Annotated in this window: 18 protein-coding genes and 1 pseudogene; 11 read left to right on the forward strand and 8 right to left on the reverse strand. The window is 70.6% G+C overall.

What is annotated here, in order from left to right:
* Positions 1-5: 5 nt before the first annotated feature.
* A complete protein-coding gene (locus EF387_RS38255; protein ID WP_128381211.1) occupies positions 6-509 on the reverse strand; it encodes a protein-tyrosine phosphatase family protein in 504 nt (167 codons plus the stop codon).
* A 90-nt stretch (positions 510-599) separates the two neighbouring features.
* Between EF387_RS38255 and EF387_RS38260 the strand changes: the two genes are divergently transcribed.
* Positions 600-1,403, forward strand: coding sequence for a nuclease-related domain-containing protein (locus EF387_RS38260; protein ID WP_128381212.1), 804 nt, complete (start codon positions 600-602; stop codon positions 1,401-1,403).
* Between the two features lie 144 nt (positions 1,404-1,547).
* Here the strand turns inward: EF387_RS38260 and ligD are convergent, their stop codons facing one another.
* Positions 1,548-2,426, reverse strand: a complete 879-nt coding sequence (gene ligD, locus EF387_RS38265; protein WP_128381213.1) for a non-homologous end-joining DNA ligase — start codon at positions 2,424-2,426, stop codon at positions 1,548-1,550.
* A gap of 86 nt (positions 2,427-2,512) precedes the next feature.
* Here ligD and ku point away from each other — a divergent pair, with 86 nt between their 5' ends.
* On the forward strand, positions 2,513-3,586 hold the full coding sequence (ku, locus tag EF387_RS38270) for a non-homologous end joining protein Ku (RefSeq protein WP_128381214.1): 1,074 nt from the start codon (positions 2,513-2,515) through the stop codon (positions 3,584-3,586).
* Positions 3,587-3,702: 116 nt separating this feature from the next.
* A pseudogene (locus EF387_RS38275) lies at positions 3,703-3,845 on the forward strand (GNAT family N-acetyltransferase); the annotation flags it as partial.
* 249 nt (positions 3,846-4,094) lie between these two features.
* On the opposite strand, the gene EF387_RS38280 reads toward EF387_RS38275, so the two are convergent.
* A complete protein-coding gene (locus EF387_RS38280) occupies positions 4,095-4,823 on the reverse strand; it encodes a peptidoglycan-binding domain-containing protein (protein WP_238431933.1) in 729 nt (242 codons plus the stop codon).
* 261 nt (positions 4,824-5,084) lie between these two features.
* Here EF387_RS38280 and EF387_RS38285 point away from each other — a divergent pair, with 261 nt between their 5' ends.
* Positions 5,085-6,230, forward strand: a complete 1,146-nt coding sequence (locus tag EF387_RS38285; protein WP_202918497.1) for an NAD-dependent epimerase/dehydratase family protein — start codon at positions 5,085-5,087, stop codon at positions 6,228-6,230.
* On the opposite strand, the gene EF387_RS38290 is transcribed toward EF387_RS38285, so the two are convergent.
* Positions 6,227-6,688: a hypothetical protein gene (locus EF387_RS38290; RefSeq protein WP_128381216.1), complete on the reverse strand. Its 462-nt coding sequence runs from the start codon at positions 6,686-6,688 to the stop codon at positions 6,227-6,229. The genes EF387_RS38285 and EF387_RS38290 overlap by 4 nt on opposite strands.
* Positions 6,689-7,346: 658 nt before the next feature.
* Entirely contained in the window at positions 7,347-8,057 is a 711-nt protein-coding gene (locus EF387_RS38300; protein ID WP_128381218.1) for a DUF4142 domain-containing protein, read from the reverse strand.
* Positions 8,058-8,426: 369 nt separating this feature from the next.
* Here EF387_RS38300 and EF387_RS38305 point away from each other — a divergent pair, with 369 nt between their 5' ends.
* The 4 genes from EF387_RS38305 (at position 8,427) to EF387_RS38320 (ending at position 12,905) form a co-directional block, all read left to right on the forward strand.
* The gene (locus EF387_RS38305; RefSeq protein WP_128381241.1) at positions 8,427-8,930 is read left to right on the forward strand and encodes a MarR family winged helix-turn-helix transcriptional regulator; all 504 of its coding nucleotides are present in this window, start codon (positions 8,427-8,429) and stop codon (positions 8,928-8,930) included.
* Positions 8,931-9,496: 566 nt separating this feature from the next.
* Complete coding sequence (locus EF387_RS38310; protein WP_128381219.1) at positions 9,497-10,585, forward strand: substrate-binding domain-containing protein; 1,089 nt, start codon at positions 9,497-9,499, stop codon at positions 10,583-10,585.
* Positions 10,586-10,854: 269 nt separating this feature from the next.
* Positions 10,855-11,628: an ATP-binding cassette domain-containing protein gene (locus EF387_RS38315; protein ID WP_128381220.1), complete on the forward strand. Its 774-nt coding sequence runs from the start codon at positions 10,855-10,857 to the stop codon at positions 11,626-11,628.
* 14 nt (positions 11,629-11,642) lie between these two features.
* A complete protein-coding gene (locus tag EF387_RS38320) occupies positions 11,643-12,905 on the forward strand; it encodes a sugar ABC transporter permease (RefSeq protein WP_128381221.1) in 1,263 nt (420 codons plus the stop codon).
* Between the two features lie 155 nt (positions 12,906-13,060).
* On the opposite strand, the gene EF387_RS38325 is transcribed toward EF387_RS38320, so the two are convergent.
* Positions 13,061-14,548 carry a serine hydrolase domain-containing protein gene (locus EF387_RS38325; RefSeq protein ID WP_128381222.1) on the reverse strand — a complete coding sequence of 496 codons (1,488 nt, stop codon included), beginning with the start codon at positions 14,546-14,548 and terminating at the stop codon, positions 13,061-13,063.
* A 157-nt stretch (positions 14,549-14,705) separates the two neighbouring features.
* On the opposite strand from EF387_RS38325, the gene EF387_RS38330 reads away from it, so the two are divergent.
* Together EF387_RS38330 and EF387_RS38335 are read left to right on the forward strand one after the other, a co-directional pair.
* On the forward strand, positions 14,706-15,605 hold the full coding sequence (locus EF387_RS38330; RefSeq protein ID WP_338058151.1) for a LysR family transcriptional regulator: 900 nt from the start codon (positions 14,706-14,708) through the stop codon (positions 15,603-15,605).
* 241 nt (positions 15,606-15,846) lie between these two features.
* The gene (locus EF387_RS38335) at positions 15,847-16,686 is read left to right on the forward strand and encodes a patatin-like phospholipase family protein (protein WP_128381223.1); all 840 of its coding nucleotides are present in this window, start codon (positions 15,847-15,849) and stop codon (positions 16,684-16,686) included.
* Positions 16,687-16,803: 117 nt separating this feature from the next.
* On the opposite strand, the gene EF387_RS38340 is transcribed toward EF387_RS38335, so the two are convergent.
* A complete protein-coding gene (locus EF387_RS38340) occupies positions 16,804-17,949 on the reverse strand; it encodes an RNA polymerase sigma factor (protein ID WP_128381243.1) in 1,146 nt (381 codons plus the stop codon).
* Between the two features lie 17 nt (positions 17,950-17,966).
* A complete protein-coding gene (locus EF387_RS38345; RefSeq protein WP_128381224.1) occupies positions 17,967-18,374 on the reverse strand; it encodes a YciI family protein in 408 nt (135 codons plus the stop codon).
* Between the two features lie 466 nt (positions 18,375-18,840).
* Between EF387_RS38345 and EF387_RS38350 the strand changes: the two genes are divergently transcribed.
* Positions 18,841-19,326, forward strand: coding sequence for a DUF2975 domain-containing protein (locus EF387_RS38350; protein WP_128381225.1), 486 nt, complete (start codon positions 18,841-18,843; stop codon positions 19,324-19,326).
* Positions 19,327-19,350: the final 24 nt, after the last annotated feature.

Consider the following 19,350-nt stretch of genomic DNA (forward strand, 5'->3'; position numbering starts at 1 on the left):
CGGGCCTACTCCGACAGGTCCTCCAGCAGTCGCGCCGTGCTCAGTCCCGCCCGCAGGTACTCCACGAACAGGTCGTTGTGCAGCGCCCACGGCGAGCGGCGGGTGCGGATCAGCCGGATCGCCTCGTCCGTCGAGCGGCCCCCGTGGATCAGTGCCTGCGCGACCACCAGTCCCGAGCGGTTGTACCCGTGGTAACAGCGGACGAGCACCCGGCGGCCCGCCGTGAGCCCGTCGGCCGCCGCCCGCGCCAGGCGCATCACGCCGGCCAGCTGCGTACCGTCCAGCGGGCCGTCGGGGATCGGCCAGACATGGTGCTCCACACCGGGGTCCGGGCCGTGCCCCGGGAGTCTCAGCAAGGTCAGGACCAGGTCGAATTCATCCGTTACGACGGCGAATTCCAGCCCTCCGGATCCGTCCGCGTACTCGTGTCCGCCCATCCACAGACCGGGCACGATCTCGCTCCACGGACTGTCCGGGGCCGGCACCTCAGGCTGTCTGCGAGTCCGCAACGATGCCTCCCCCTCAACTGCTCACAAAGGTAACCGGCTTCTTGCCCGCGGAGCACCCCGCCTGTTCCCATGGTCGTGGGGTGATGGTGCATGGACGGACTGCGCGTCATACCGACCTGGCGGCACGGACAGGAACGGCTGTACGTCTGCCGGCCGGACGGGAGGAACATCGCCTGGTATGACCGCGAGGCGGCCCGCGTCAACCTGCTCAGCGAGGACCGCCGGGAAGACGTGCTGGACGTGCTCCGTCCCTTCCTGACCGGCTCGGTGACGGTCGGCCCGCCCCCGGTGCCCACGCCCGCCGAGCTGGCCCGGCTCACCCTGCACCCGGACGACGACCTGGCGCCCAACCGGCCCGGCGAGGCCCTGATGATCGCCCTCGACCGCGATCCGGGACGCACGCGCCGACTGCGCCCGGACCCGCGGCGCCGGGCACTCGAGGCGGAGCAGGCGGTCGGTGAGGCGCTGGACCGGCTCGAGGGCGCGGGCTGGCGCACCCTGCACTCGATCCCGCTGCCCGGTGGCGACCGCATCCACCATCTGGCGATCGGGCCCGGCGGGCTGTACTGCGTGCGGGCCCTGTACGCGGGCAAACAGCGAGTGCTGATCGCCGACCCGATGGTCACGGTCGGCCGCGGCGAGCCGTACGCGCTGCTGCGCCGGGTGCGCGCCGACGCCGACCGGGCCTCGCACGCGCTGACGGCGGAGGTGCGGCCGGTCCTGGCCCTGGCCGGGCCGGCGAACGTCGGTGTCACGGCACCACCCCGTGAGGTGCGGATCCTCCGCGCCGAGGAAATCGTCCAGCTCGGTCGGCTGGGCGGCACGCTGAAGCCCGCGGACGTGGAGGCCCTGCATGCGATCGCCCGGGACAGGCACACCTGGCTGAGGGTGTAGCGCCCGGTGGGCCGAGCCGGTTCGGGCGGGGCGGGTCCGTGGGTGGTCGGCTCGGCTGGCGTCGGCGCGTGGGGAGCCGGTTCTGGTGGTGCCGGTTCGTGGGGAGCCGGTTCGTGTGGTGCCGGTTCGTGGGGCGTGTTCCCTTCACGGCAGCGGCCTCGCCTGAGCGGGGTCGAACAGGGGGTCGAGGAGGTCTCCGTAGTCCTGTAGCCGCGGTGCGATGTCCGAGGCCCGGAAGGTCAGGGTGCCCGGGTCGCCGCAGGCGGCCACCTCCTCCCAGGTGACAGGCGCGGACACCGTCGGCTCCGGCCGGGCCCGCAGGGTGTACGGGGTCGCCGTGGTCTTCTTCGCCGCGTTCTGGCTGAAGTCGACGAACACCTTCCCCGGGCGCAGGCTGCGCTTCATGCGGTGGGTGACCCGCGGCAGGGCGCGTTCCGCCGCCACGGCCAGCTCCTTCGCGTACGCCGTGACCAGGTCGGACGGTGTCGGCTCCACGGCGGCCAGCAGGTGCAGGCCCTTGGAACCGGACGTCTTCGCGTACGCCTCGATCCCGTCCTCCGCGAGCCGTTCGCGCAGCCAGAGCGCCACCGCGCAGCAGTCCACGACCGTGGCCGGTGGGCCCGGGTCCAGATCGAGGACCAGCCGGTCGGCGAGGCCGGGGGTCTGGGCCCGCCACTGCGGGGTGTGGAACTCCGTGACCAGGTTCGCCGCCCACATCAGGGTGGCCATGTCCTGGACCACGATCTGGCGGGTGGGGCCGTCCGTACGGGGGACCTCCGCGGTCTCGACCCAGTCGGGGGTGCCGGGCGGCGGGTTCTTGGCGAAGAAGAGCTGGCCGTCGGGTCCGTCCGGGAAGCGCAGGAAGGAGAGCGGGCGGTCGCGGAGGTGCGCGAGCAGCGGCTCGGCGGTGGTCGCGTAGTAGTGCAGCAGCTCGCCCTTGGTGAAGCCGGTCGCCGGATACAGGACCTTCTCCAGGTTGCTCAGGGCCAGCCGTCGCCCCTCCACCTCGGTGACTGGCGTCATACGATGAGAATCCCACGAAAGTACACATAGCGTGAATAACAGTGAAAGCTGCCTAATCGGTGTAAACGGGATGAAAGGTGTGGATTGTGCGATCGATCTGGAACGGCGCCATCTCCTTCGGTCTGGTCAGCATCCCGATCAAGCTCGTCAACGCCACCGAGAGCCGCTCGGTCTCCTTCCGGCAGATCCACACCGAGGACGGCGGCCGGATCCGCTACCGCAAGGTGTGTGAGCTGGAGGACCGCGAGGTGTCCACGGAGGAGATCGGCAAGGGGTACGAGGAGGCGGACGGCTCGATCATCCCGATCACCGAGGACGACCTGGCCCAGCTGCCGCTGCCCACCGCCAAGACGATCGACATCGTGGCGTTCGTGCCGGCCGGCCGGATCGATCCGCTGCAGATGGACGCGGCGTACTACCTGTCCCCGAACGGCGTCCCGGCCGCCAAGCCCTACGCCCTGCTGCGCGAGGCGCTCAAGCGCAGCGAGCGGGTGGCCATCGCCAAGTTCGCGCTGCGCGGGCGGGAGCGGCTGGGGATGCTGCGGGTGGTCGAGGACGCGATCGCCATGCACGGGCTGCTGTGGCCGGACGAGATCCGTCCCACGGACGCGGCGGACCCGCCGACCGATGTCACCGTCCGCGAGCAGGAGCTCGACCTCGCGGACGCGCTCATGGACACGCTCGGCGAGGTCGACATCGAGGAGCTGCACGACGACTACCGCGAGGCGGTGGAGGAGCTGATCGCGGCGAAGGCCGCCGGCCAGGCGCCGCCGGCGCTGCCCGCCGGGGAGCCGCGCGGAAAGGTGATCGATCTGATGGCCGCCTTGGAGAAGAGCGTCCAGGCTGCCAAGGAGTCGCGCGGCGAGGCGGAGGAGGGCGAGGAGGCCCAGGCCGAGGCCGTCGGTTCTTCGTCGGCCCGGAGAGCGGCGCGCGCCGAGCCGAAGCAGGTGAGCGGCAAGAAGTCCACGCAGACCGGTGCGGCCAAGAAGACCACCGAGAAGAAGACCGCGGCCAAGTCGAGCCAGTCCTCCAAGTCCACCGCGAAGAAGACCGCGTCCAAGACGGCGTCCAAGAGCACGTCCAAGACCGCGTCCGGCAAGAACGCCGCGGGGAAGCCGCCGGCGAAGAAGACCGCGTCGGGGCGTAAGCGGGCTTCCTAGGGGGCCTCGCCTTGGCCGACTGCTGACCGGTCGCGCTTAATGCATATGATGTGCAAGCGCATGAATACCGCATCAGAACGACCACCCCGGAGGACCTCGACGGTGTGCGCGCAGTGATGCTCGACACCGTCTACCGCGACTTCGGCACGGGCTACGTGCCGCGCTGGCACGGGACATCATCGATCTCCACGGCGCGTACCTGGCGTCCGAGCGCCACACGCTGCTGATCGCCGAACAGGACGGCGAGGTCGTCGCCACGCCCCGACCCGCCTCCGCCGACCGCCTCCGTCGGCGACCGGACGGCCCGTCTGACGACCGCGCGCCCCACCCGGGATGAGGCCTGCCCCGCCGGGCTGATGCCTGCCCGGCCGACCCGCCCGCCGGTTCGGGCCTGCCCGGCCGGTTGGGGTGCCCGGCTCCGGCCCTCGGGCAACACCTCGGGGTACTCCCTGAGCGGCGGCGACCGCACTGCTGCCGCGCCGCTGACGGTTCGACCGCCCGGCGGGACTCACAAGGTCGTCCGCGACTCCAGGTCACGCCGGGTGTCGTTGCCGTACACGCCCGTCTCGTCGCCGCGGATGCCGTACCAGAGCTGGAAGCGGGCCACGGCGTCGGTGAGTGTGGCGTCGTAGCGGCCGTTGACGGAGCCGTTCTCGTAGACGTTCGGGATGCGCAGCAAACGTTCCTGGAGCTCCGTCACCGCCGGTCCCTGGCTGCCCTGACGGAGGGTCCCCGGGCCGTCGGGGTCGGTGGAGCCCTGTGGCGGGGCGGTCGTCGGATCGGGGGCGACCGGGTTCTGGACGGGGGCCGAGGCCGAGGCGGAGACCGACGGGCGGGCCTCGGGCCGGGTGTCGTCCGCGCCCTGCGGCAACAGGAACGCGGCGGCACCGAACCCGGCCAGTGCCGCCAGCCCCACCGCGCTCAGCGCGGCGGCCCGGCGCACCCGCAACTGGCGGCCGTAGTCGACGACCTTCCCGCGGGGCGCGGTGCTCTGCCGGGAGTCCCGGACCGGCTCCAGCACCTCGGTGTCGTCCTCGGCCTGCTCGGGGGAGCGGCCGCGGTCCTTGGCCACCTCGACGGGGACATAGCCCTTGTCGGGGTCGTACTCCGGGTCGCCGACCAACCGCGACGATCTGAGCAGGTCCGCCAACGCCTCGGCGCGCTTGCGCTGCTGCACGTAACTGGGTTCCAGGGGCCTCCTGCGCAGGGGCTCCCCGGGGGCGGACGAAGTCGGCACGACGGTCTCCTCACTCGCACGTGATTTCGGGCGTCGTCGTGAGGTGGTACGCGTGCGGCTGCCGGACGGTTCAGCGTTCCACTGCTTACCGGCGGTAGCCCCAGATATGGAAGAGCCGTATCGTGAGCGCCCGCAGGGGCGCTGGACGCCGCGGACCGGGGAGCCGTGATCGGAGCAGCACGAGTGGGCAGCGTCGAGAACATCAAGAACAGCGAGAAGAGCGAGACCAGCGAGACCAGCCAGGAGAGCGAGAACAGCGAGATGAGTGGGACGACGGGGCATCCGGCCGACAAGGCCGTGGAACCCGTCCTGGTGACCGGCGGCAGCGGATTCGTCGGCAGCCATCTCGTCCGGCAGCTCCTCCAGCGGGGCTACCGCGTCCACACCACCGTGCGCAGCACCGCGAACACCGCGAAGGTGGGCCCGCTCAGGGAGATGCAGAAGAGCTTCCCGGGCCAACTCGAACTCTTCGAGGCGGACTTGCTGGTAGAGGGCTCCTTCGACCGGGCCATGAGCGGCTGCGGAGTCGTCTTCCACGTCGCCTCGCCGTTCCTCGTACCCGAGAAGATCAAGGACGGCCGCAGGGACGTCGTCGACCCGGCCCTGATCGGCACCCGCAACGTCCTGGCGGCCATCGACCGGACGCCCACGGTCCACCGGTTGGTGTTCACCTCCACCGTGGGCGCCATCTTCGGCGACTATGCCGACGTCCTCGACATGGAGAACCAGACCCTTTCGGAGAAGTACTTCAACACGTCGAGCACGGTCGAGAACAACCCGTACCACTATGCCAAGACGGTCGCGGAACGCGCGGCCTGGGACGCGGCCGAGGGACAGGACCGCTGGCGCATGGTGTCCGTCAATCCGGGCCTCGTCCTCGGTCCTTCGCTGACGCCGGCCTCGGACTCCGGCAGCCTGTTCCTCATCGACGAGCTCTTCAAGGGCTACTTCTTCTACGGGGCCCCCGACTTCAGCTTCACGGTCGCGGACGTGCGGGAGGTGGCGGCAGCGCACATCGCCGCCGCGGAGAACCCCGACGCGGAGGGCCGCTACATCGTGGCGGCGAAGGACATGATCTCCTTCCACCAGATGTCACGGATCATCCTGGACCGCTTCCCCCGCACCCTCCGGCTCCCCCGGCACGGCCTACCGCACTGGCCGGTCCGTGTGCTCGGCCCGGCCTTCGGCCTGACCCAGGACTACATCCGCAAACACCTCGGCATCAGGTTCCCGGTGGACAACCACAGGAGCGTGAGCGAACTGGGCATCACCTACCGCCCCATCGAGGAGACCCTCATCGACCACTACGAGGCGTGGCGCCACAACAGGTCGGCGACGGCGGCTGATGACGGGGCGGTACCACGCCTCAGGCGCTGCGAGGGGTGGACGCCCCGAGGCGGTCCCTAGGAGGAGTTGCGTGCACTGCGGGCCAGCCACGGTGTGAGCGAGGTGTGCATGATCAGCTCTCGGTACGTCTCGTCGCCGGGCAGGGGCACGACGAGCCACTCGCCCGGAGGGAAGATCCGGCCCTTCACGTAGGCCAGTTCACCGTACAGCGAGCGGAGGAAGGCGGGAACGGAGTCCCGCGGCACGTCGTGGAACTCCACGCCTTCCACGGTGATCGCGGCGTCGTCCTCGGGGAAGAGCCGCACGGTCACCGCCGGTGTGCCGCCCAGTTCGACGAACGCCTCGTGCGGCAGTGAGCCGTCGGGGTCGGTCACGGTGAACGCCCCGGCCGCCGTGCGCCGCGACGTCTGGTCAGCGCCGATGTCCTCGGTCACGGTCACGGTGAGGCCGTACTCGTGCGCCACCTCACGGACGGCGGTTACCGCCGCCTCGGTGCTCGGCAGGTGGGCGTGGTTCACGATCACTCCCCTGTCGTTCGTCGTGGACGACGTCGGGCCAACCCTAGTACCGCAGTCACCCCAACTCGCATGACTGCGCTGGTTCGTGAGACATGAACGCGCTCGGCCGGGGCAACCGGAACCGAGGGACGTGAGACGGGGAAGTCCGCCGACGGCCGGCATGCCGCCCTGCGCCGCGCAACCGTGCCGGTGTCACTCCCGGGCAACCAGGCGACGGCCGGCCGTCGGCTCGACCCCGGCTCAATCATTGCACAGTGCAAACGTGAGCGCCAGTCGTTCGAATCAACCGGCGGACGAGTTGATCGACGGACGAGTTGATCGGCAGACGTCTTGATCGGCCGGGTGGCCGGGTGGCCGGGTGGCCGGGTCTCTGGATGGCCGGGTGGCCGGTTGGGGTGGAGAGCCGGACGGGTCCGAGGAGTGCGGTGCGGGTGCGCCGATGAGCCGGAGAGCCGGATGGGTCCGAGGAATTCGGCCGCGTCGCAGCCGGGATGTGCGGGATCGTGCGGGCGGCAGGGGCGGCAGGGGCGGCAGGGGCGGCAGGGGCGGCAGGGGCGGCGCCGGAGGCGGCCGCGGTGGCCGGCCGCCTCTCCCTCGGACCTGTTCGGGAAGGACGCGTCCGGGGAAGACGCGTCCGGGAAGGTTGCTGACCCGGTTCCTACTTGGGGGCCACGGCCTTCTCGATCTCCGCGAAGGTCGAGGCGTCGACGAGGCCGGTGTCCTCCAGGACCTCCATGTGGTCCATGACGGTCTGGTTGGCCTGGCGGGCGTGTCGGCGGATGAGGTCGTTCTGCGTCGCGGCCCGCACCTCACCGATCGTCGCGAAGATCTTGCCGTGCGTGGAGCGCAGGATATTGGCGAAGAGCTTGTCGAACTCCTCGCCCTTGGCGGCCTCCAACTGCCTGACGAAGCCCTGCTGTTCCTCGGTGGCCTCATTGGGGAGCTTGACGCCGAGGATGCGGGCGTCCTCGCGAACCAGCTGGTCGAGCTTGCTGTGCCCGTCGAGCAGATGGTCCCCGGCGCGCTTGACGGCCTCGCTGGAGCCGTTCGTCTGCGCGAGCCGCCCGGCGGGGATCTCCCACAGTCCGGCCTGCCGCACCTTGATCAGGAAGGTACGGTCCACCTCCGTGACCGGCAGCTCCGCCGGGCCGCTCGTGCCACCTGAGGCGGTCTGGCCCGCCGTACCGGATCCGGCGACATGACCGGTCCCGTGCTGTGTCTGACCCGCGGTCGTCTGGCTGGCTGCGGCTTCGTCGTCGCCTGCCCGGACGGCGATGACGACGGCGGCCACGACCGCGCAGAGGACGGCGATGATCGCGTAAGTCCGCGTCGAGGACTGTGACCCCGCCGCATGTCGGTTCGAGTTCATGAATGGTCTCCCGGTTCCGCGTAGAGAGTGATTCCTCCAGGGGGTTGGGAGTGGACACCTGTTGCGGCTGGCACGGCACGCAGCATGAGGTACGCGTGAGACGGCCGGAATGTTCAAGGAAGGGTCAAGAACCGTGTCGCGTTCCGCCCGCTTCGGGTGACGGCTCCGTGCTCGGCGGACATGGGCCGCGGCCTCGACTTTCCGTCCTGCCTCGGCCGTGCCGCAACGGTCATGCGGAACGAAAACCTGTTCCCACCGAGGGACGGGGTGGCGACCCCGGCACGATAGAAAGGACGCATGCCAGGACGCACGCCGCAGCACGATAACCCCGCGAGGGCCATGGACACGGGGGCCATGGGCACGCGGGCCATGGACGACGTCGATGTGGTCACGCGGGCGGTGCTGACCGCGTCCCGGCTGCTCGTTGCCGTCTCTGCCCGGTCCCTCGCCGCGGTCGAGGAAGGGGTGACGCTTCCGCAGTTCCGGATGCTCGTGGTGCTCTCCACCCGCGGTGCCACCAAGCTGGTCACCCTCGCGGATCTGCTCCAGGTGGCCCCGTCCACGGCGATGCGCATGGTCGACCGGCTGATCGCGGCCGGGCTCGCCGACCGGCAGACCAACCCCGACAACCGTCGCGAGACCCTGTTGCGGCTCACCGAGGAGGGGCGGCGCACCGTGGAGCACGTCACCGCCCGACGCCGCGCCGAGATCGCCGAGATCGTCGAGCGGCTCACCCCCGGACAGCGTGCGGCGCTCATCGAGGCGCTCACCGCATTCAACGAGGCAGGCGCGGAGCCGCCCGCCCCGGCGGCGGACGACCCGGAGGTGTATCCCCTGGGCTGGGTGGACTCCGTGGCGGCGCGGGACGCCTGAGCGCGAAGCCTGGTGGGTGCGGGGCGCCTGGCCCCGAAGCCTGGTGGGGTGCCTGAGCGCGAAGCCCGGTGGGGGTGCGGGGTGTCTTGCCCGGTGGTTGTCGCCGCTGCGCTCGCAGGTCACCGCCCCCGGTGCCAGACTTACCACGTGGCCGTCTTGTCACTCCCAGACGGTACGTACCAGGCACGCCGCGTCCGGCGCCTGCACCGCGGCTGTCTGCCTTCCGCCGGGCTTCCGCCTGTCATGACGTGTGGCATGGCCAGGAGGCAGGGTCTCGTCGCGCGCGATGGGGGAGACAGCGGAGCCGGAACGCTCCGATCGGGCGCCGAGCCCGTCGGGGCACTGGGCACCGCCCGCCACACCGACGTCCGACGACGGCCGGCCGCGACTCATCTCGCGCGAAGGTCGGAGCCTGCTCCTGTGCCTCCGCCTCCGACTGCCCCCGTGCCTCCGCCTGCGGTTGCAGCTGTGTGTCCGGCCGAGTTCAACCAGCTCCCGAGGCTCCCCAAACTCACCAGGCTCCGCCGGCTCACGGAGCTCGCGAAAGGTCTCTCCTGATGATGCCCTTGAAGCGATGTACTCGGGGTGCTGCCATAGCCGTGGCCGCGGTGTCGATGGCCGCTGGTCTGACCGCCTGTGGAGGGGGCGGCGGAAGTGGCGACGACCAGGAGGGCACGGAGATCGGCCTGCTGTTGCCGGACTCCACCACGGCCCGCTGGGAGACGTACGACGTGCCCCTGCTCAAGAAGGAGATCAAGGAGCGCTGCGGTGACTGCACGGTCGTGCACGCCAATGCCAAGGGCGACGTGGCGACCCAGCGGCAACAGGTGGACTCCATGATCACCGAGGGCGTAGACGCGATGGTGCTCGTGGCCGTGGACGCCAGATCGCTCGGAGCCGCGGTCCGGAAGGCGGACCAGGCGGGCATCCCGGTGATCGCCTACGACCGCCTCGCCGAGGGGCCCATCTCCGGCTTCGTCACGTTCGACGCTGAGGAGGTCGGGCGGCTCCAGGGCAGGGCTCTGCTGGAGGCCCTGGGCGACAGGGCGGACGGCGGCCAGATCGTCGTGATGAACGGCGACCCCAGCGACCCCAACTCGATCTCGTTCAAGAAGGGCGCGCTGTCCGTGCTCAGTGACAGGGTCAAGATCGGCAAGATGTACGACACGCCCTTGTGGCGGGCCGAGGTCGCCAACAAGAACATGTCGGGAGCCATCTCCGCGCTCGGCGCCGACACCATCGACGGGGTCTACGCCGCCAACGACGGCCTGGCCGCCGGCAGCATCTCCGCCCTCAAGGCGAACAAGGTCACCCCGCTTCCTCCGGTCACCGGCCAGGACGCCGAACTCGGTGCCCTGCGACGCATCGTCGGCGGCGACCAGCACATGACCGTCTACAAGCCCTTCGGACCCGAGGCCTCCGCGGGCGCCGCCATGGCCGTGGCCGCGGCTCGCGGGGAGAACCTCGACGAGATCGCCACGGACGAGGTACGCACCAGCGACGGGAAGGAGGTCCCGGCCGTCCTGCTCACCCCGGTGTCCGTGACGGTCGGCAACATCAGGGACACCTTGGTGAAGGACGGCGTGTACACGATTCAGCAGATCTGCACCCCGCAACTCAGAGCGGCCTGCGACAGGGTCGGCCTGACGGCCTGACCGGAGGATGACCGGAGGCACCGCCGGCCGGACACATCGGACAGCCCGGAGGACCGGACACTCCCGCAGACCGGACAGCCGGACGCAACGCCAGACCACAAACCGGACAGCCGGACGCACACCAGGCCGGGCAGACCGGAAGCCCGGCGACCGGAAGCCCGGCGACCGGAAGCCCGGCAACCGGACAGCCCGGCAACCGGACAGCCCGGTGACCGGACAGCCCGGTGACCGGACAGCCGGACGGCAGCTGATGGGAAGGAGATGGTCCCGTGCGGGCTCCACCCCTGCTGGCACTGCGCGGTGTGTCCAAGCGCTTCGGCGTCGTCCAGGTTCTCGAGGACATCGAGCTGGAGGTGCGCGCCGGTGAGGTCGTCGCGCTGCTCGGTGACAACGGGGCCGGCAAGTCCACCCTGGTCAAGGTGGTCTCGGGCGTCACCCCGGCGGACAAGGGGGTCATCGAGTGGGAGGGCCGGGCCGTCCAGATCAAGCGCCCCCACGACGCCCGGGACCTCGGTATCGCGACCGTCTACCAGGACCTCGCGCTGTGCGGGACCCTCGACGTCGTCGGCAACCTGTTCCTCGGCCGGGAGATCCGCAGATACGGGTTCCTCGACGAGGTGGAGATGGAACGCCGCACACGAGCCCTGCTGGAACGACTGGCGGCGGGCGTCCCCGATCTGCGGGCCCCCGTCGTCTCCCTGTCCACCGGGCAACGGCAGACGGTCGCCATCGCCCGCTCGCTCCTCGGCAACCCGAGGGTCCTCCTCCTTGACGAACCGACCGCCTCCCTGGGACTCCAGCAGACCAGTGAAGTCCTGGACCTGGTCGACCAGCTGCGCGACCGCGGTCTCGGGGTGCTGCTCATCAGCCACAACATGGGCGACGTCAAAGCCCTCGCGGACTCGGCCGCCGTGCTGCGGCTGGGCCGCAACAACGGCTTCTTCGACGTGAACACCGCCGCGCAGGAACAGATCATCTCCTCCATCACCGGCGCCACGGAAAACGTGCCCCGCCGTATGGCCTCTCGGGGGGACGAGTGGTGAAAGGGGTGCACAGAATGGCGGACAAGACGCGGGAGGGCCTCGCCGCATCGACCACCGGGCCCCGCCAGCCGCAGCGCGGGCGGGCAGTGGCCCATGCCGTGGAGGGCTGGGCCACCGAGTTCCGGCGCAGGCTGAGAGCCGGGGAACTGGGCTCGCTACCGGTCGTCATGGTCCTCATCGCCGTCTGGATCACCTTCCAGATCCTCAACGAAAACTTCCTCTCACCACGGAACCTGTCCAACATCAGCGTCGACATCGTCGGTACTGGGCTGATCGCGGTCGGCATCGTCTTCGTGCTGCTGATCGGCGAGATCGACCTGTCGGTCGGTTCGGTCAGCGGTCTCGCGGCGGCGGTGTTCGCCGTACTGAACGTGAACAACGGCGTGCCGGAATGGCTCGCCGTCATCGTGGCGGTGCTCGCGGGCACCGCGGTCGGGGCCGTCCAGGGCTTTTCCTTCGCCAGGACCCGCGTGCCCGCGTTCGTGGTCACGCTCGCGGGGCTGCTGACCTGGAACGGCCTCATGCTCTACATCCTGGGTACCAGCGGCACCATCAACATCGACGAGGACGGCCTCCTGGCCAAGCTGACCACCTACTACTTCACCAACGACGCCGCCGCCTACGGTCTGGCGGCGATCGGCGCGGCCCTGGTCTTCCTGGTGTCTTACCAGGACATGCGGCGCCGCGAGACCGTCGGCATGCCGCACCGCTCCCTCCTGCAGATCGGGGTGCGGGCGGGAGCGCTCGCGGTGGTCGCGTTCGCCGCCGCGTATGTGCTCAACCAGTTCCAGGGCCTGCCGCTGGCCCTCCTGATCTTCCTCGTGGTGGTGGCCGGGCTGGACATCGTGCTGCGCCGCACTCACTACGGCAGGCAGGTCTACGCGCTCGGCGGCGGAGTCGAGGCGGCCCGCCGAGCCAGCCTCAGGGTGGTGCGGGTGCAGACCGCCGTCCTCGCGATCTCAGGCACGATGGCCGCGATCGGAGGCCTGTTCCTCGCCTCGCGCATCACTTCGGTGAGCCAGGCCTCGGGCTCGGGCGTCCTGCTGCTGAACGCCATCGCCGCGGCGGTCATCGGCGGCACCAGCCTGTTCGGGGGGCGCGGTACGACCTGGTCAGCGGTCCTGGGCATCCTGGTCATCGAGTCCGTGGCCTCGGGCATGGCGACCACGGACACCCCGGTCGCCCTCCAGTTCATGATCACGGGCGGGGTACTGTTCGCCGCCGTGGTCATCGACTCCCTCTCCCGCCGTACCCAGGAGGCCCATGGCCGGGCTTGACGATGCCGGCCGCCTGCGCAGCTCCCGCGCCCGCGCCCCTAACGGGTCGAGTGCTCGCCGCCCGATTGCTCACTCGCACTCGCCTTCCGACCGGGCGCTCGCCTCCCGACCGGGCGCTCGCCTCCCGCACAGTGGTCCCCGACTGATGCGCAGGGTCAGTCGTCGAGCGTCCGGTAGACGGTGGTCCAGAGATCCTGGTGGAGCCGGGGGGTGTCCGCGGAGTCCATGGCCGTCTGCGTCAGCAGAATCCCGGTGAGCCGTTCCGCCGGGTCGGAGTACGCGGTCGTGCCCAGGCCGCCATCCCACCCGAACTGCCCCACGGACGCGAGGTCACGGCGATGGGTGCGCACTGCCATGCCGAAGCCGTAGCCGCCGTGCCGTCCGAAGAGGTCACCGAACTGGTCCTTCTCGACCTTCTGCTCCGGCGTCAGGTGGTCCATGGTCATCAGCTCGACCGAGGCGCGGGAGAGGATGCGCTCGCCTCCGTGGCTCCCCTTGTTCAGCAGCATCCGGTGGAACGCGTGGTAGTCATCGACGGTGGAGACCAGACCGTCACCACCGGCCTCGAACACCGGCGGCCGGCTGTACTTTCCGCCGACGGCCTCGTCCCAGGTCGTGAGCTCGCCGGTCTCCGGGTCGTGGGCAAAGCTGGTGGGCAGCCGGTGGATCCGGTCGGCGGGCACGTGGAAGCCGGTGTCCATCATCCCCAGGGGCTCGAACAGCCGCTCGCGCAGGAACTCCCCGAAGGACCGGCCCGCGACCCTCGAGACCAGGACCCCGAGCACGTCGGAGCCGACGTGGTACTGCCACCGTTCACCGGGTTGGTACATCAGCGGAAGGGCGCCCAGCTGCTTGATCCATTCGTCCTGCCCGACCGTCGGCCAGTTGGCGGTTCCGTCACCGATGACGCCCCGCTCCCGGACGGCGACCTGGATCGGGTACGTGTCAGGCGGAGCGGGCACCAGACCGAAACCGAAGGTCAGGGTCAGCAGATCCCGCGCGGTGATCGAGCGCCGGGCGGGCACGGTGTCGTCCAACGGGGCGTCGATCCGTGCCAGCACCCGCCGGTTCGCGAGCTCGGGCAGCCAGGTCTCGACCGGGTCGTCCAGTCGCAGCCGGCACTCCTCGACCAGGATCATCACCGCCGCGGCGGTGACCGGCTTGGTCAGTGAGGCCATGCGGAAGAGGGTGTCCCGACGCATCGGCACACCACCCACGAGACCGCCCGCCTCGCCACCGGACCCACCGCCGCCCAGCGATCCGCCCCCGTCCAGCGATCCGCCCCCCGATCCACCATGGAGTCCGCCGCCCGATCCGCCGCCCGATCCGACGTCCGATCCGACGTCCGATCCGACGTCCGATCCGACGTCCGACGGGCCATCCGATCGAGCATCCGATCGACGAGTCGACCGCCGGGCCGATCGATGAGCCGCGTGCAGGGTGCCCAACGCCTCGACGTGCACCTGGTCGCCCCTGCCGACCAGGGCGACCAGTCCGGGAACCGCCCCGGACTCGACGTAACGGGCAAGCACCTCGCGCATCCGGCGCAGCCCCGCTTCCGAAAGCCCACCGTCCGCGCCACCGCTCAGAGCCCAGTTCCCCCGCCCGTCCCAGCTCACGGTTTGTTTGATGGCCTGTGACATGCCGCCCCCTTGTGTTTACTTTGGTCGCCGAGTGATCGTCCGGCCTGCCCTTCAGCATTTCGCCTGGCCGGAGGGGGAACAACGGGAGATCACGAATGGCCGGATAACCGGCCGCTTATGGATCGTGGTGCGCGGTCATGGCACCGAGGGGGACGGGATGGGACGGGTGGAGCTGAGGGACATCGAGATCTTCCTGACGCTTGCGGAAGAACTTCATTTCGGCAGGACGGCCCAACGGCTGCACGTGTCGCAGGCCAGGGTCAGCCAGGCCCTCAAGAAGCAGGAACGAGGCGTCGGGGCGCGGCTGTTCGAGCGCAACAGCCGGAACGTGCGGCTGACCCCGCTGGGCGAGCAACTGCGCGCGGACCTGCTGCCGGTCTACCAGGGGCTACAGGAGAGCGTGGAGCGGGCCAGGCTCGCCGCGCGGGGCACGACCGAGGTATTACGCGTGGGCATGCTGCCCAGCAACGCCCACGATCTACGGCCCTACTGGGAGGCGTTTCGCGCCCGCCACCCGCAGTGGGCCCTGCGCATACGGCACAACCCGTTCGTCGACGCGTTCGGCCCGCTGCGGCGGGGAGAGATCGACGTCCTGGTCGCCTGGCTGCCCGTCGAGGAGCCCGACCTGACGGTGGGGCCGGTCATCTACACCGAGCACGCGGTGGCGCTCGTCGCCCATGACCACGAACTGGCCGTCCGGCCGTCGGTCTCCCTGGAGATCTTCGGCGACTTCGGCATTCCGCAGGGCCCGGCCGGACCCGATTACTGGGCGGACGCCTTCACGCCCTTCCAAACACCCAGCGGCCGCCCGATCGAACGCCACAGCCCGGTCATCAGGAGCCTGGACGACATCTTCACCCAGGTCGGCGCCGGGGAGGCCATCCACAGCCTGGGCGCCCACGTCACCCGCTACCACGCCCGCCCCGACATCGTCTATCTGCCCATTCACGACTGGCCGGGTCTGCGCTGGGGCCTGGTCTGGCGCAGCGACACCGAGTTCGCCCCCGTCCGGGCACTCGCACAGGTCGTGGGGGACCTGGGTACGGCGAGGCACTGAGAGCGAAGCGTGGACCGCTCCCCGTTTGGGTGCTAGCGTCTGAATGTGAAACGGGGAGTAGTCCCCAGTAATTTCCCATTGATCCCGGAGTCCCGGAGTCCCGGAGTCCCGGAGTCCCGGAGTCCCGGAGTCCCGGAGGTCCCGGTATCCGGGAGATGCCGGTATCCCGGTACGCCGATTTCCCCCGGTATCCCGGCATCGGTTGGTATCGGTTGGTATCGGTTGATGGAGGAGGGCGGGCGTGGCGGATACGGCGCTGGTGCTGGGCGGGGGCGGGCTGACCGCGTACGCGTGGGAGGTCGGCGTGCTGGCCGGGCTGGCCGAGGCGGGGGTGGACCTCAGTGGCGCCGATGTGCTCGCCGGCACGTCGGGAGGCGCACTGCTCGCCCTGGAACTGGCCACGGGGGCAGCGCCGATCGACCTGTACGCGGAGCAGGTGGAGCGGAAGCGAGCCATGCTGGAGGTGGACTTCACCTTCGCGATGACCGTCAAGTACCTGTGGGCGGCGCTCGGTTCGCGGGATCCCGAAACCGTGGTCAAGCGGCTGGGCAGGCTTGCGCTGAGCGTGCGCGACGTATCGGAGGCGGAGGTCTTCGACGCGATCGGCCCCCAAATCCCGGTCCGGCAGTGGCCGGAGAGGGCGATCCGGCTGTTCGCGGTGGACGCGTTCACGGGCGAGGCGACCGGATTCAGCGCTGACAGCGGCGTCGACCTGGTGCTGGCGATGTCGGCCAGCTGCGCACTGCCGCCGCTGTTCCCGCCGATCACGATCGGGGCGGGGCGCTGGATGGACGGGGGCGTGCGCTCCACGACCAACGCCGACCTGGTGCAGGACTGCCGACAGGTCGTGGTGCTGGCGCCCATTCCCAAGGGGCCGGGGGCGAGCCCGAGCACCTCGACCCAGGTGGCCTCCCTCGTGGCCGGTGGCGCCCGGGCCGCGCTGCTGGTTCCTGACCGAGAGGCCCGCCACGCGTTCGGCCGCAACCCCCTGGACGCCTCCCGCATCCCCGGCGCGGCCCGAGCAGGCCGACGCCAGGCAGCCGCACACGCCGAACAGATCCGCACCGTCTGGCACGGCTGAACCGCCCGAAAGGCGGGCCGTGGGAAGGGGGCCGGCCCGAGGGCGGGCGGGGACGGGAGGCGGGACGGCCGGAAGGCGGCGGCGCGGCCGCCCCTCGGGAAATCCGAGCGCGACCCGTCAGCGCGATCGGCGGGCGTTGAGCCGGGCGGCCTGGCGCGTCAGGTGGTCCCGCTCGGCGAGGTTGGGTGCCTTGCGGGCCGCCTCGGCGTACAGCCGTGCAGCCGTCGCCAGGTCGCCGTCGCGCTCGTGGAGGTAGGCCGCCACCGCGGCGTGGCGGGGCAGTGAGGCGTCCACCGCCGCGAGCGCCGCCAGGCCGGCGCGCGGCCCGTCGGCCTCCCCGACGGCGACCGCGCGGTTGAGCCGGACGACCGGGCTGTCGGTCAGGCGTGTGAGCTCGTCGTACCACTCGACGATCTGCACCCAGTCGGTCTCCTCGGCGGTGGGCGCGTCGGCGTGGAGGGCGGCGATGGCGGCCTGGGCCTGGAACTCGCCCAGCCGGTCGCGGGCGAGGGCCGCCTGCAGGATCCCGACGCCCTCGGCGATCAACGCGGTGTCCCACCGGCCGCGGTCCTGCTCGGCGAGCGGCACCAGGCCCCCGTCGGGCGCGGTCCGGGCGGCGCGCCGGGCGTGGTGGAGCAGCATGAGGGCGAGCAGCCCGGCCACCTCGGGGTGGTCGATACGGGCGGCGAGTTGCCGGGTGAGCCGTATGGCCTCGGCGGCGAGGTCCACGTCGCCGGAGTAGCCCTCGTTGAAGACCAGGTAGAGGACGCGCAGCACGGTGGCGACGTCCCCGGGCCGGTCGAAGCGCACGCCGGAGACGGTGCGTTTGGCCCGGCTGATGCGCTGCGCCATGGTCGCCTCGGGCACCAGGTAGGCCTCGGCGATCTGGCGAGTGGTCAGCCCGCCGACGGCGCGCAGCGTGAGCGCGACCGCCGATGCCGGGGTCAGCGAAGGGTGGGCGCACAGAAAGTAGAGCTGGAGCGTGTCGTCCACCGCGGGCGCCGGCCCCGGCGCCGGCTCCTCCTCGACGCGTTCCTCACGCCGACGGCGGGTGGCGTCGGAGCGGGTCGCGTCGAGGAACTTGTGCCAGGCGACGGTGATCAGCCAACCCTTCGCATCCCGCGGGGGGTCGGCCGGCCAGACGCGGACGGCCTCGACCAGGGCGTCCTGCACGGCGTCCTCGGCCGCCGCGAAGTCGGCTCCGCGGCGAACGAGGACGGTGAGCACGTTCGGCGTGAGGCTACGAAGCAGGGCCTCGTCCATCCGGAACACCTGAGAGGTCACTCCGTGATGGTGGGCGGCACGCCGTAGAACGGGCGCACCTCCAGCCACTCGTGGATCGGCTTGCCGCCCGCCCCGGGGGCGGCCGACAGCTCCCCGGCCAGCTCGACGGCGCGCTTGTAGCTGTCGACGTCGATGATCATCCAGCCGGCGATGAGGTCCTTGGTCTCCGCGAACGGTCCGTCGGTGACCGGCGGGCGCCCCTCACCGTCGTAGCGGACCCACGCTCCCTCCGGGGCGAGCGCCTGACCGTCGACGAACTCGCCGGTCTTCTCCAGCCGGGCCGCGAAGTCGTTCATGTACTGCACATGCGCCGAGATCTCCTCCGGGCTCCACTGGTCCATCGGCACGTCGTTGACCGCAGCCGGGGCGCCGCGGTAGTGCTTCAGCAGCAGGTACTTGGCCATGATGGTTCTCCTCGGTGCTCGTGCGACCCATTGTGGTCGCGTTCACCCCGGGGACGGAGCCGGACGCGGGTTCTCGACATCGCCGTCCGATTTTTTTGGATTCTCGTGGATGAGCCTGTTGAGCCTGGTGAACCCGGGTGAGCCGTCTCGCGGTGTCCGGGTGCCGGGTCCACGGCGTGGCGCGAGGGCGGCGTGCCGGCGGTGGGTGTTACCGGAGGCCGTGGGGGGCAAGGCGCTGGCTGAGGCTGGTCGGCATCCGGCCCGCCACCGGCTTGAACACCCGGCACCAGGCCGAAGCGGCCCAAGGGGAATCCAGGTGGCGGCTCGGATCTTCGGGGGCGCGCATCACCTGCGACCCATAGTCGAGCACACCCTCGCGGGGCAAAGCTTCGGCGCCGTCCCAGCCCTTGCTTCACCTATCGAAATTCGATAGATTTCCATCGCGACTCGATGGGAAGGGTGGGCCATGGGAAAGCTGACAGTGCGTGCGCTGCGTGCCGTGCTCGTGGTGGTGCTCGCCGGCACCGTGTTCGTGCAGGCATTGATGGTGTGGGCGTTGGCCACCGACCCGGAGGACGGGTCGCTCCCGCTGACCCCGCTGCGCGTGATCACGATCCTGGGCATGGTGTCGGTACAGGTCGCCCTGGTCTGCGTAGGGCGACTGGTGACGATGGTGCGACGCGGAACCGTGTTCTCCCACGCCGCCTTCCGGTACGTGGACGGCGTGATCGGCGCGATCGTGGCGGCTGCACTCCTGTGGTTCGCGGTCACGGCCTTCAACGCGCCGGGCCAGCGGGACGACCCGGGCGTCACCGTCATCATGGGCGGGGTTGGCGTGGCCATTCTGGGAATGGCGCTCATTGTGCTCGTGCTGCGGATGCTGCTCGCCCAGGCCGTCGCGCGCGACGTGGAAGCGGCGCAGATGCAGGCCGAGTTGGACGAGGTGATCTGACGCCGATCGCCGTCGGCATCGAGG

The sequence above is a fragment of the Streptomyces cavernae genome (assembly GCF_004023625.1).
Classification (GTDB): Bacteria; Actinomycetota; Actinomycetes; order Streptomycetales; family Streptomycetaceae; genus Streptomyces; species Streptomyces cavernae.